The sequence below is a fragment of the Streptomyces caniferus genome (assembly GCF_009811555.1).
GTDB lineage: Bacteria > Actinomycetota > Actinomycetes > Streptomycetales > Streptomycetaceae > Streptomyces > Streptomyces caniferus.
This window is the reverse complement of sequence record NZ_BLIN01000005.1, coordinates 1,416,328-1,428,874: the sequence shown is the minus strand read 5'-3', so window position 1 is coordinate 1,428,874 and position 12,547 is coordinate 1,416,328. Positions and strand designations below refer to the sequence as shown.

At 74.2% G+C, this 12,547-nt stretch carries 12 protein-coding genes; 6 read left to right on the top strand and 6 right to left on the bottom strand.

From position 1 onward, the window contains the following. The first annotated feature begins 9 nt into the window (after positions 1–9). Entirely contained in the window at positions 10–1,044 is a 1,035-nt protein-coding gene (locus Scani_RS22810; protein ID WP_159479336.1) for an NUDIX hydrolase, read from the top strand. A gap of 763 nt (positions 1,045–1,807) precedes the next feature. Here the strand turns inward: Scani_RS22810 and Scani_RS22805 are convergent. Then, positions 1,808–3,169 carry a dipeptidase gene (locus Scani_RS22805; protein ID WP_159479334.1) on the bottom strand — a complete coding sequence of 454 codons (1,362 nt, stop codon included), beginning with the start codon at positions 3,167–3,169 and terminating at the stop codon, positions 1,808–1,810. 177 nt (positions 3,170–3,346) lie between these two features. Here Scani_RS22805 and Scani_RS22800 point away from each other — a divergent pair, with 177 nt between their 5' ends. The 3 genes from Scani_RS22800 (at position 3,347) to Scani_RS22790 (ending at position 6,669) form a co-directional block, all read left to right on the top strand. Then, positions 3,347–4,552 (top strand): geranylgeranyl reductase family protein, encoded by a 1,206-nt coding sequence (locus tag Scani_RS22800; RefSeq protein WP_159479332.1) that lies wholly within the window; start codon positions 3,347–3,349, stop codon positions 4,550–4,552. Between the two features lie 159 nt (positions 4,553–4,711). After that, on the top strand, positions 4,712–6,007 hold the full coding sequence (locus Scani_RS22795) for a sensor histidine kinase (RefSeq protein ID WP_159479330.1): 1,296 nt from the start codon (positions 4,712–4,714) through the stop codon (positions 6,005–6,007). After that, positions 6,004–6,669 carry a response regulator transcription factor gene (locus Scani_RS22790; RefSeq protein ID WP_159479328.1) on the top strand — a complete coding sequence of 222 codons (666 nt, stop codon included), beginning with the start codon at positions 6,004–6,006 and terminating at the stop codon, positions 6,667–6,669. Before Scani_RS22795 ends, Scani_RS22790 begins: the two co-directional genes overlap by 4 nt. Here the strand turns inward: Scani_RS22790 and Scani_RS22785 are convergent. From Scani_RS22785 to Scani_RS22775, 3 genes are all read right to left on the bottom strand, one after another. Continuing rightward, positions 6,630–6,941 (bottom strand): DUF6332 family protein, encoded by a 312-nt coding sequence (locus tag Scani_RS22785; RefSeq protein WP_174872744.1) that lies wholly within the window; start codon positions 6,939–6,941, stop codon positions 6,630–6,632. The two genes, Scani_RS22790 and Scani_RS22785, sit on opposite strands and share 40 nt — an antisense overlap. A 36-nt stretch (positions 6,942–6,977) precedes the next feature. Beyond that, positions 6,978–7,745, bottom strand: coding sequence for a maleylpyruvate isomerase family mycothiol-dependent enzyme (locus Scani_RS22780; protein WP_159479326.1), 768 nt, complete (start codon positions 7,743–7,745; stop codon positions 6,978–6,980). A 111-nt stretch (positions 7,746–7,856) separates the two neighbouring features. Further along, on the bottom strand, positions 7,857–9,086 hold the full coding sequence (locus Scani_RS22775; protein ID WP_344571055.1) for an MFS transporter: 1,230 nt from the start codon (positions 9,084–9,086) through the stop codon (positions 7,857–7,859). A gap of 17 nt (positions 9,087–9,103) precedes the next feature. Here Scani_RS22775 and Scani_RS22770 point away from each other — a divergent pair, with 17 nt between their 5' ends. Together Scani_RS22770 and Scani_RS22765 are read left to right on the top strand one after the other, a co-directional pair. Beyond that, positions 9,104–10,324, top strand: a complete 1,221-nt coding sequence (locus Scani_RS22770; protein WP_159479323.1) for an ROK family protein — start codon at positions 9,104–9,106, stop codon at positions 10,322–10,324. A 270-nt stretch (positions 10,325–10,594) separates the two neighbouring features. Beyond that, on the top strand, positions 10,595–10,978 hold the full coding sequence (locus Scani_RS22765) for a PPOX class F420-dependent oxidoreductase (RefSeq protein WP_159479321.1): 384 nt from the start codon (positions 10,595–10,597) through the stop codon (positions 10,976–10,978). On the opposite strand, the gene Scani_RS22760 is transcribed toward Scani_RS22765, so the two are convergent. Together Scani_RS22760 and Scani_RS22755 are read right to left on the bottom strand one after the other, a co-directional pair. Further along, the gene (locus Scani_RS22760; RefSeq protein ID WP_371872370.1) at positions 10,968–11,954 is read right to left on the bottom strand and encodes a phosphotriesterase family protein; all 987 of its coding nucleotides are present in this window, start codon (positions 11,952–11,954) and stop codon (positions 10,968–10,970) included. The genes Scani_RS22765 and Scani_RS22760 overlap by 11 nt on opposite strands. Further along, positions 11,948–12,532: a DUF4865 family protein gene (locus Scani_RS22755; RefSeq protein WP_159482310.1), complete on the bottom strand. Its 585-nt coding sequence runs from the start codon at positions 12,530–12,532 to the stop codon at positions 11,948–11,950. Before Scani_RS22755 ends, Scani_RS22760 begins: the two co-directional genes overlap by 7 nt. Between the last annotated feature and the right edge of the window lie 15 nt (positions 12,533–12,547).

The following is a 12,547-nucleotide window of genomic DNA, read 5'->3' as shown; positions in this document are numbered from 1 at the left end:
GGGGAAACCGTGATCGTCTGGCTGAACGGCACGTTCGGTGCGGGCAAGACCACTACGGCTCATGAATTGCTCGACCTGCTTCCCGGAAGCACGCTCTACGACCCCGAACTCCTCGGCAGCGGACTGCGGTTGATGCTGCCGGCCAAGCGGTTCGAGGAGATCGACGACTACCAGGACCTGCCGGCCTGGCGCCGGATGGTCGTGGACACCGCCGCGGCGCTGCTCACCGAGGTGCCGGGTCCGCTGGTCACGCCGATGACGCTGCTGCGTCAGGAGTACCGCGACGAGATCTTCGGCGCCCTGGCAGCCCGCCGGATCCCCGTACGGCACGTCCTGCTGCACGCGGAGGAAACGATCCTTCGAGCCCGAATAGCGGAGCGGGAGGACGTGTCGGGGGACGCCGAGGCCACCGCGTCGACGCGCCGCTGGAGCCTGGAACACCTGGGCCCGTACGCCGACGCACTGCCCTGGCTCCAGGGCGACGCCCACGTCGTCGACACCACCCGGCTCACCCCCCGGCAGACCGCCGAACGCGTCGCCGAGGCCGTCCGCACCGGCGCCGGCGCCTGCGACATCGTGCAGACCCCCGAACCGACCGCCGAGACGCTCGCGTCCGGCGTACTCCTCTTCGACGACCAGGACCGGGTGCTGCTCGTCGACCCGACCTACAAGGCCGGCTGGGAATTCCCCGGCGGCATCGTCGAACCCGGCGAGGCGCCCGCCCATGCCGGCGTACGGGAGGTCGCCGAGGAACTGGGCATCGAGCTCCCCCGAGCCCCCCGGCTGCTGGTCCTGGACTGGGAAGCCCCCAAACCACCCGGCTTCGGCGGCCTGCGCCTGCTCTACGACGGCGGCACCCTGACCGACGACCGCATCAGCAAGCTTCTGCTGCCCGGCGCGGAGTTGCGGGGGTGGCGTTTCGCCACCGAGGCCGAGGCCGAGACGATGCTGCCGCCGGTCCGCTGGAACCGCCTGCGGTGGGCGCTTCGCGCCCGGGAGCGGGGGTGTCCGCTTCACCTTGAGGCCGGTGTGCCCGTGGGGTGAGCCCCACGTTTTTGTCTTTCGCGCCGTGGTGGTTTTTCGCCGTTCATCGCCCGCTACGCGGTACGCCCGTCGTTGCCCTTTCGCTGCGCTTTGCCTCGGCTCGTTTTTGGCTTTTCCGCTGTTGCGCCTGCGGCGGGCCCGTCCGCTGCGCTTTGCCGCGCCTCGTTTTTGGCTTTGCCGCCGTAGTGGTTGCTCGCCGTTTGTCGCCCGCTGACGCGGTGCGCCCGTCGTTGCGCCTGCGGCGGGCCGGGTCCGCTGCGCGGGGCTGTCGGGGTGCGGTGACGGGTCTGCGCGGGTGGGGGTGTCCGGACTGCTTCGCTTTACGTCCGGACACCCCCACCCGCTCCGACCCGTCCCCTCCCGTGGGTGGTAGGGAAAACGGTGGTGGGGCTGCAGGTGGGTGGTCCGGTGCGCCTCGCGGGTCTTACCGAAACAGCTATCGGCGGCCCGCCCCCACCGGCCTTCACTCACTTCCCCCACGGGAGGGGGCGGGCCGGAGGGGCCTGGTGTGTGGACGTAAAGCGCAGCAGTCCACACACCAGGCCCCGCAGGTCCGTCACCGCACCCACAGCCCCGCGCAGCGGACCCCGCCCGCCGCAGGCGCAACGGCGAACAACCACCACGACGGGACAGGCAAAGCGCAGCGGACAGGCAAAGCGCACCGGACCGGCCCGCCGCCAGGCGAAACGGCGGGCGCACCGCGCAGCGGGCGGGCAACGGCGACAAACCACCACGGCGGAAAAGACAAAAACGTGGGAAACGACTAGCTACCGCTAGCCGCAAACCGACGGAGGAACAACGCCTCCGCCAGAGACAGCCGCTCCAGTTCCCGCGGCGAAACGCTTTCGTTGACCGCGTGGATCTGGGCCTCCGGCTCGCTCAGGCCGATCAGCAGCATCTCCGCGTCCGGGTAGAGCCCGGCCAACGTGTTGCACAGGGGGATCGAGCCGCCCATGCCGGCGATCTGCATCTCCTCGCCGTCGTACGCCTCGCGCAGCGCCGCCGCCATCGAGGCGTACGCCGGGCTGTCGGTGTCCGCGCGGAACGCCTGGCCCTGTCCGACCTGTTCGACCGCGACCCGCGCACCCCAGGGGGCGGCGCTCTCCAGGTGTGCGGTCAGCAGCTTCGTGGCTTCGAGGGCGTCGGTGCCCGGCGGCACCCGCAGGCTCACCAGTGCCCGCGCGCCGGCCTGTACGGACGGGGTGGCGCCGATCACCGGCGGGCAGTCGATGCCGAGCACCGTGACGGCCGGACGCGCCCAGACCCGGTCCGCGATCGAACCGCTGCCCACCAGGCCGACGCCGTCGAGCACCTTGGCGTCCTTGCGGAAGTCCTCCTCCGCGTACTCCAGGCCCTCCCAGGAGGCGTCCGCGGCCAGCCCGTTCACCGTGGTCGAACCGTCCTCGGCGCGCAGCGAGTCCAGGATCCGGATCAGCGCCGCCAGCGCGTCGGGGGCCGCGCCGCCGAACTGGCCGGAGTGCAGATTGCCCTCCAGGGTGTCGACCTGCACCCGTACGAGCGTCATGCCGCGCAGCGTCGCGGTCACCGTCGGCAGACCGACCCGGAAGTTGCCGGTGTCGCCGATCACGATGGCGTCGGCGGTCAGCAGCTCGGGGTGCGCCTCGGCGTAGCGCTCCAGGCCGCCGGTGCCCTGTTCCTCCGAACCCTCCACGATCACCTTGACGTTGACCGGCACACCGCCGTGCTCCCGCAGCGCCCGCAGCGCCGTCAGGTGCATGATCAGGCCGCCCTTGCAGTCGGCGGCGCCGCGGCCGTACCAGCGGCCGTCGCGCTCGGTCAGCTCGAACGGCGGGGAGATCCAGGCGGCCTCGTCCAGCGGCGGCTGCACGTCGTAGTGCGCGTACAGCAGCACCGTCGGGGCGCCTGCCGGGCCGGGCAGGAAGCCGTACACGGACTGGGTGCCGTCCGGGGTGTCCAGCAGCGCCACGTCCTGGAAACCGTCCCCCCGCAGTGCCCCGGCGACCCATTCGGTCGCCGCCTCGCACTCGCTCTTGGGGAACTGGGCCGGATCCGCCACGGACTTGAAGGCCACCAGCTCGGCCAGCTCGGTCCTGGCGCGCGGCTGCAGGGCGGCGACGGTTTGTGCGAGCGTGCTGTCAGACATGGAACGCTCCTTGTGGGCGCGACGTTGTGCGTACGGGCCGTCCGGCCTCGTGAGCCGGACGGGCGGGACGTACGGGCATCAGTGCTCCCGATCTTCCCACAGGACCCTTGCGCAACACCGGCCCGTAGGATGCGGGCGGTACGCGCAGCCAGGCATCGGACGGGAGCAGAAGCACAGGTGAGCAGCGAGCACGCAGCCGAGGACAACCAGCAGGTGTGGGACGTCGTGGTGGTGGGTGCGGGGCCGGCGGGCGCCTCGGCCGCGCATGCCGCGGCCTGTACAGGACGCCGGGTGCTGCTCCTGGAGAAAGCGGAACTGCCGCGCTACAAAACCTGTGGCGGCGGCATCATCGGCCCGTCGCGGGATGCGCTGCCGCCCGGCTTCGAGCTGCCGCTGCGCGACCGGGTGCATGCGGTGACGTTCTCGCTGAACGGCCGGCTGACCCGCACCCGCCGCTCCAAGAACATGCTGTTCGGGCTGATCAACCGCCCCGACTTCGATGCGCGGCTGGTCGAGTCGGCCAAGGAAGCGGGCGCCACGGTCCGTACGGGCGTCACGGTCTCGCGGGTGGAGCAGCACGGCGCCGAGGTGCCGGACCGGAGGACCGTCGCGGTGGTGCTGGGCGACGGCGAGGTGGTGCTGGCGCGCGCCGTGGTCGGCGCGGACGGCAGCGCGGGCCGGATAGGAGCCCATGTCGGGGTCAAGCTCGACCAGGTCGACCTCGGCCTGGAGGCGGAGATCCCGGTACCGGCACCGGTCGCCGAGGACTGGGCGGGCCGGGTGCTCATCGACTGGGGCCCGATCCCCGGCAGCTACGGCTGGGTCTTCCCCAAGGGCGACACCCTCACCGTCGGTGTCATCTCCGCGCGGGGCGAGGGGGCGGCGACCAAGCGCTATCTGGAGGACTTCATCGGCCGGCTGGGCCTTGCCGGGTTCGAGCCGAGCATCTCGTCCGGGCATCTGACGCGCTGCCGCGCGGAGGACTCCCCGCTGTCCCGCGGCCGGGTGCTGGTGTGCGGCGACGCGGCCGGGCTGCTGGAGCCCTGGACGCGGGAGGGCATCTCCTTCGCGCTGCGGTCGGGGCGGCTCGCGGGGGAGTGGGCGGTGCGCGTCTCCGAGGCCCATGACGCGGTGGACGCCCGTCGTCAGGCCCTCAACTACGCCTTCGCCATCAAGGCGGGCCTCGGTGTGGAGATGGGCGTGGGGCGCCAGATGCTCAAGGTCTTCTCTCGCCGCCCCGGCCTGATGCACGCCGCGGTCACCGGCTTCCGCCCGGCCTGGCTCGCCTTCGCGAAGATCACCCGCGGGACGACCACACTGGCCGAGATCGTCCGCACCCACTCGGTGGCGCGCCGTGCGCTGGAGGCGATGGACCGGGGGTGAGCCGGGGCCGGTCGGCGCCGGGCAGCGGCGCGGGGCGTGTCACCGGCGCGCGTCGCGGCCCGTGGGCCCCGTACCCCGGTCCGTACTCCCCCGGGAGTACGCCGGAGCACCGCGCCGGGGTGACGCCGCCGTGCCCCGCCGCGGTCTAGCGTGACGGGCATGGAGAACGCATGGCCGCCCTGGGCGCGGCGCTGCCCCGGTCCGGCGCGGGAGCGGTGGCCGTCGCCCCCGGCCGAGGGCGCCCTGAGCCGGTCCGGCACCCGGCTGCCGTGGCTCTCGACGCTCGCCGTGACGGCCCTCGTGCTGGTCGGCTCCGGTTTCGCGGGGCACGACCAGCCGGGCCGCGTCCCGCTGGACGCCTTCGCCCGCGTGCTGCTGGTCACCGGCACGGCCCTGCTGCTGTTCCGGCACCGCTGCCCGCGCACCGTCGCCCTCGGCACCGCCGCCACCACCGCGGTCTATCTCGCGGCCGGCTATCCGTACGGCCCGGTCTTCCTCACCCTCGCCCTCGGCGCCTTCGCGGCGATCGTCGCCGGGTACCGCAAGGTCGCCTGGTGCGCTCTGGGCGGGGTGTGGGTCTGTCACGTCCTGGTGGCCTACTGGCTCTACCGCCGGCTGCCGCCCCCGCACGACGGGCCCGCCCCCTGGGAGCAGGAATTCTTCGTCCTCGCCTGGGTGGTGGCCGTGGTGGCCCTCTCCGAGCTGGCACGGGTGCGCCGCGAGCAGCTCGCGAGGGCGCGGGCCGAGCGGGCCGCGGCGGAGCGCCGCAGGGCGGACGAGGAGCGGCTGCGGATCGCCCGCGAGCTGCACGACGTCCTCGCCCACAGCATCTCGGTCATCAACGTCCAGGCGGGCGTGGGCCTGGCGCTGCTCGACAGCGACCCGGAGCAGGCGCGGTCCGCGCTGAGCACCATCAAGGACGCGAGCAAGGAGGCGCTCGGCGAGGTCCGCCAGGTCCTCGACACCCTGCGCACCCCGGGGGACGCGCCGCGCTCCCCGGCCCCCGGCCTGGACCGGCTGCCCGAACTCACCGAGCAGGCCCGCAGCGCCGGTCTCGCCGTGGAGGTCACCGCCGAGGGCGCCCCCGTCGCCCTGGCGCCCGGCACCGACCTCGCCGCCTTCCGCATCGTCCAGGAGGCGCTCACCAACATCGTCCGGCACTCCGGCTCGCGCACCGCCCGGGTGCTGCTCGTCCGTACGCCCGGAGCGCTGGAGATCCGGGTCGACGACGACGGCCCGGCGACCTCCGCGGCGGACGGTCCGGAGGGCGGCGGCAACGGTCTGGTGGGGATGCGGGAGCGGGCGGCCGCACTGGGCGGCACCGTGGAGGCGGGCCCGCGCCCGGACGGCGGCTTCCGGGTACGGGCCCGTATCCCGCTGCCCGGGGCGCACGACCCGGGCCGGGCCCCGTGCACGGATACGGTGACCCCGGCCGCCACCGAGGAGGAGTCGTGATCCGGGTACTGCTCGCCGACGACCAGCTGCTGGTCCGGGCCGGGTTCAAGGTGCTGCTGGACGCCCAGCCCGATATCGAGGTGGTCGCCGAGGCCGGGGACGGGCAGCAGGCGCTGGCGGCGGTCCGTGAACACCGCCCGGACATCGTCCTGATGGACATCCGGATGCCGGTGGTGGACGGTCTGGCCGCCACCCGGCGGATCACCGAGGACCCGCGGCTGCCGGAGGTGAAGGTCGTCATGCTGACCACCTTCGAGCTGGACGAGTACGTCTTCGAGGCGATCCGCTCCGGTGCCTCCGGCTTCCTGGTCAAGGACACCGAACCGGAGGAGCTGCTACGGGCCGTGCGCGCGGTCGTGGCAGGTGACGCGCTGCTCTCGCCGGGCGTGACCCGCCGCCTCATCGCCGAGTTCGCGGCCCGTTCCAAGGAGCCGGCCGCGGCGGACGCGCTGTCCGGACTGACGGAGCGGGAGCGCGAGGTGATGGCGCTGGTCGGCATCGGCCTCTCCAACGAGGAGATCGCCCGCCGGCTGGTCGTCAGCCCGCTCACCGCCAAGACGCATGTCAGCCGCACCATGGTCAAACTGGGCGCCCGTGACCGCGCCCAACTCGTCGTCCTGGCCTACGAGTCGGGATTGGTGCGGCCCGGCTGGCTGGGCTGACGCCAGACGACGTCCCCGGGGGACGGCCCGGGCCGTGGCCGGCCGGGCGGACGCCGCAGCACCCGCACCACCTGGACGCAGCACAGCACCCCGCCGAGGGCACCGCTCACCGTGAGCCACGGCCCGCGCCACGGGCCCGGCACCGGGCCCCAGACCGCCGCTCCGGCCAGCACCCCGAACGCGGCCGCGCCCAGGAAGGCGCCGCTGAACAGGGCAAACATGATCTCGACGGTGATCGCGTCGCGTTCCGCCTGCGTACGGCTGGGTGACATACCGTCAGTCTTCCAGGCGCCGCCCGCTCCGGTCCGTCAGATGCCGGAGCGCTCCTGCCACAGCCGGGCCACCGTCTCCTCGCCGGTGATCGTCAGGGCGTCCCAGGGCAGACGGTTCCACAGCGCGAGGTAGAGCTCCTCGGCCGGGCCCTCGACCGTGCAGTCCGCGGGCTTCGCGGCGTCCGCTCCGTCGGCGCCGTCGTCCGCGGTGGTGCGCACCGTGTGCGGCGGCGCGTCGGAGAGGTGCACGGTCCAGTCGGCGCCGGGCGCGTTGGTCGCGCGCACCCGCAGCGTCCGGGGGACGTCCGTCCGGACCCGGCTGCGGTCACGGCCGTGAATACCCGTCAGGAGTTCGTCGATCCCGTCGGCCGCGAAGGCGGACGGCAGGGGCGTCAGGGAGGCACCGGCCGCCTGCTGTGCGTCCACGCGGTGCACCGACGTCTCGTGCGCCTGCCGGCGGGCCCAGAACGCCAGCGGGGACGGAGCGGGCAGGAAGGTCCAGGCCGTCAGGTCCTGCGGGGCGGAGTGCAGCGCCAGGACGAGGTGGTGATGGCCCTCGCGCAGCCAGGCCACGAGGTCGTCGTCGGCCAGGTCCGGGGCCTCGGGGGGAGGGCCGGGCTGCTGCACGCCCTGCGTCACGAAATCCGCCGCCCAGCGGTGGACCCGCCCGGTGTGGGTGACCAGATCCCGCATCTGCCACTCGGGACAGGCCGGAATGCGGGCGTCCGGCCCCGCCTCCTCGGCGGCGTCGGCCAGCAGGCTTCCGTCCAGTCGCAGCGAATCGACGAACTCAGTGATCTCCATGGTCACGAGTGTGCCAGCCGGTACTGACAGTGGACCCGCGCGGGTCGGGGCCGCCGGCCCGCACGCGGGGCGTGCGGAGCGGCATGCGCGGACGGTGACGCGCCGGTCGCTTCACCGCCGCCCGGTGTGGTGTGCCCCGCGGGTGGCGTACGCGATGACCGCGGCGACCGCGGCCAGCAGTGCCGGCGTCGTCAGGGCCGTCGGCAGGCCGACGGCCTCGGCCAGGAAGCCGATGGCGGGCGGGCCGAGCAGCATGCCGCCGTAGCCGACCGTGGAGGCCACGGCGACCCCGTCCGGGCCGCCGCTCTCGCCGGCCCGGGCGATGGCGATCGGGAAGATGTTGGCGAGCCCCAGGCCCGCGACGGCGAAGCCGGCACAGGCCGCACCGGCCGACGGGGCAAGCGCGCCGAGCAGCATGCCGGCGGTGGCCGTCGTCCCGCCCGCGATCAGCGCCCGTGCCGCGCCGAAGCGCTGCACGAGCGCGGTCCCGGACAGCCGCCCGATCGTCATCGCCAGCGCGAACACCGCATATCCGGCGGCGGCCGTACCGGGTCCGGCGGCCAGGTCCTGGGAGAGGTGCAGCGCGCCCCAGTCGGCCATGGCGCCCTCGCCGTACGCGGTGCACAGCGCGATCAGCCCGAAGACCAGCACCAGGCGGCGGCCCGCCCGGCCCTGCCGCGGTCCGCTCTTCTCCTCCGTCGTGGACAGCCGCTCGGGGACGGCCGGGGCCGGATGTGCGCGCAGGACGAGGCCCGCGACGGCCGTCACCAGCAGCCCGATCGCGGCGAGCAGCAGCAGGTGGACGGTGGGGGACAGGCTGCCCGCGAGCAGCCCGCCCAGGCCCGCGCCGAGCATGCCGCCGAGGCTGAAGGCGGCGTGGAAGCCGGGCATCACGGGGCGCCGCAGGGCGCCGATGAGGTCGACCGCGGCGCTGTTCATCGCGACGTTGAGCGAGCCGTACGCGGCGCCGAAGACCAGCAGGACCAGGCCCAGCGCGGTCGCCGAGTGGGCGAGCGGCGGCAGCACGATGCTCAGCGCGAGGGCGGCACCGGAAGCGGTCGTCACGGCGTGGCTGCCGAACCGCCGGCACAGCCTGCCGGTGATCATCATGAAGGCGACCGCGCCCGCCGACACGCCGAGCAGCGCGAGCCCGAGCGCGCCCGCGCCGGCGCTGGTCTGCGCCTTGATCGCGGGGATGCGGACGACCCATCCGGCGAAGAGGAAGCCGTCCATGGCGAAGAATGCGGTGAGGGCGATACGGAGACGGGTCAGGCGCGGACCGGCGGGGGCGGGGCCCCTCTGCGTCGTAAGGACCCTCCGTATTTTGTTTAGTGTCGGCACAAAGCCAGAATAGAGGGGTGACCCAGACTCGGACAACCAGGCTGGAGCGGGGCCGCGGCGCCCTCGGACCCGCACTGGAGCTCGTACACACCGGACGCGCGCCCACCCGCGCCGTCCTGACCTCCGAACTCGGCGTGACCCGCGCGACCGCGGGGGCGGTGGCCGCCGAGCTCGAAGCGCTCGGCCTGATCACCGTCGATTCGCGGCCGACGGCCTCGGCCGGCTCGCAAGGGCGCCCCTCCCACCGGCTGTTCGTCGCCGAGCGCGGACCGGTCGTGCTCGCCGCGCAGATCCACGCCGACGGCTTCCGGGTCGCGCTGGTGGGCCTCGGCGGCCGCATCGTCGCGACCTCGACCGGCTGCGGCACCATCCCCGCCGATCCCGCGCACGTCCTCGCCGACGTGGTCGCGGCCGGCTCGGACCTGCTGCGCGAGACCGGGCGCCGCTGCCTCGGCGCCGGCCTCGCGGTGCCCTCCGCGGTCGCCGAACCGGACGGCGAGGCCCTCAACCCGCTCCACCTCGCCTGGCCCGCCGGCGCCCCCGTGCGCGCCCTGTTCCTGCGGTCGCTGGCCGACGCCGGCATCCCCGGAGTGACCGACGCGATCGGCTTCACCGGCAACGACGTGAACCTCATGGCGCTCGCCGAACACCGGCACGGCGCCGGGCAGGGCGCCCGCCATCTGCTCTGTGTGGGGTCCGGCCACCGCGGTGTCGGCGGGGCGCTGGTGCTCGACGGCCGCCTGCACAGCGGCAGTTCGGGCCTGGCCCTGGAGGTCGGCCATCTGACGGTGAACCCCGAGGGGGCACCCTGCCACTGCGGCAGCCGCGGCTGCCTGGACGTCGAGGCGGACCCGCTCGCCTTCCTCGGTGCCGCGGGCCGCGCACCCGGCCCCGAGGTCTCCCTGCTCCAGCAGGCCGCCGACCTGCTGCGGGACGAGTACGCCGATCCGGGCGTCCGCGCCGCCGCCGATCTCCTCATCGACCGCCTCGGCCTAGGCATCGCCGGCCTCGTCAACATCCTCAACCCCGACCGCATCGTCCTCGGCGGACTGCACCGCGCCCTGCTGGAGGCCGACCCGGAGCGGCTGCGCGCGGTGGTCGCCGACCGCAGCCTGTGGGGCCGCAGCGGCGGAGTGCCGATCCTGCCCAGCAGCCTCGACCACAACAGCCTGGTCGGCGCGGCGGAGTTGGCCTGGCAGCCGGTGCTGGACGATCCGCTGGTGATCCTGGAGCGGTAGGGGAGCAGGGCGGCGGCGGGGCGCAGCGCGCCGCACCGGTTCCCCGTGCACGGGACGCTCGGTGGCGGCACGGCGGCACGGCGACCGTCGGCGTGGGCGACCTGCTCATGCTGCCGGTCGACGCCGGCTCGCCCTGGGGTGCGCTGCTGCCGGGGCTGATCCGCACCGGTGCCGGCGCGGGGACCGTCTCGCCCGTCCGGCTCGCGGCATCTGGTACGCCGCCTTCCGGGCGGACGGCGGGGCCGTCCGGACCCGTCCTAGGCTGTGGCCATGATTCCCGACGCGGTCGCCCGCAGCCCCTACGTCAGCCTGGTCACGTACCGCAAGAGCGGGACCCCGGTGGCCACCCCCGTATGGGCGGTGGCCGAGGGCGACGAACTCCTGGTGTGGACGCGGGACGACAGCTGGAAGGTGAAGCGGCTGCGCAACGACGCGCGGGTGACCGTCACCCCGTGCGATGTGCGCGGCCGGATCGCCGAGGGCGCGCAGGCCGTCGAGGGGACCGGCCGGCTCCTGGAGGGGAAGGACGAACTCGGGCGGGTGCGCAGGGCGATGGCGGGCAAATACGGGCTGCGGTTCCGGCTGATGGACAGCGTCGGAGCGCTGGTGCGCGGCGGCAAGCGGCCACATGTGGGGATCTCGGTCACGCGGTAGGCGCCGGCTCCGTCCCGCGGCCCGGCTGCGGGCCCCGCGGCCAGGTGGCGGCGAAGGCCCGGGCCGGGTTGGCCGTCAGGAACCGGGCCACCAGGTCCGTACCCAGGGCGGTTTCGAGGCGCTCCCGGTGACGGCGCAGCAGATGGGGCATGCCGGGGCCGCCGTTCACCGACCGGGCGGCGGCCGTCGTGGTGTCGCCGCCCAGCAGGATCCGGTCGCCGAAGCCCGCCTCGGCCAGTGCCGCCAGCGCCTCGGGCAGCCGCCAGTCGGTCGCATGGTGGGCCCGCGAGGGACCGTCGAAGGCCAGATACGCACCGGCTGCTGCGGCCGTCCGGTGGACGACGAGGTCCGGTGAGCGGTTGAGGTGGCCGAGGATCACCCGGTCCGGCGGGACCGCCAACGTGCCGCAGAGCAGGTCGAGTACGTCCAGGGCCCCGGTGCCCAGCTCCAGGTGGACGCCGATGACCGCACCGGTCGCCCGTTGGGCCTCGGCGGCCGCGGCCATGGTGTGCCGGGCGTGCGCGTCCAGACCGTGGAAGCCGCCCGCCACCTTGATCATCCCGGCGCGCGGGCCGGTGCCGCCGATCCCTTCGGTCAGTTCGGCGACGAACCGCCCGGCCAGACCGGAGCGAACGTGCTCCAGCACCTCGGACGTGTAGTGCGCCGCCTGGTGCAGCCCCGTGGCGGCGACGATCCGCACCCCCGACTCCCGTGCCAGTCGCGGAAGTTCGGCGGCGCCCCGGCCCATGCCGTACGGCGTCCACTGGATCACCGCCGCACCGCCCGCCGCGCGGAAGGCGCGCAGCTCGGCGGCCGCGGCCCCGGGGTCGTCCAGCTCCTGGCCCGGCAGCAGCGGGCTGCGCAGGAAGAGATGGTCGTGTGCGTCGCAGATGCCGAGGTCGGCCGGGGGGATGTCGCCGAGGACCGTACGGACGGCGGGGGCGGCCGGCGGGGCGGCGAGGGGCCCGTTCACCACTGCCGTCCCGTGCCGAGCCGGCCGGTGTCCGGGGCGGACAGATGCAGCACCTCGTAACGGTCGCCCGCGGACCCGGGGGAGGCGTGGGACCAGAGGGTGAAGTGGACCAGCTCCCAGCGCCGCGGGTCCAGGGCGAGCGCGGTGGTGTGCACCCCGTCCGTCGTGGCCAGCTCCTCGTGCCCGGCCACCGCACCCGCGAGGGCATCGGCCACGTCGGCGTCCTCGGCGAGCGTCTCCGTCCGCCGGGTGAAGGCGTGCGGGAGCGTGCCCACGGCCGGACCCGGCCGGTGGAACAGCCCTTGCCAGTGCTGGACGGACGGGCGGCCGAAGTCGCGGACCACACCGCGGAATCCGTCACCGAGGAGGAAGCGGTTCATGGCCTCCGGGTCGGCCCAGAGGTAGAACGGCGCGTACTGGTTGACCGGTGAGCCGTCGACTCCTCGCTCCCGGATGCCGTAGGCCTTGAGGCCGAGTCCGGCGAAGTCGTCCAGGAGGTGGCCCCTGGACTTCACCCGTTTCCGGATGATCTGCATGTCGTAGTCGGCGGGCAGGGTGATCGCGTACTGCATGGCGTGCAGGGCAGGCATGGCGGG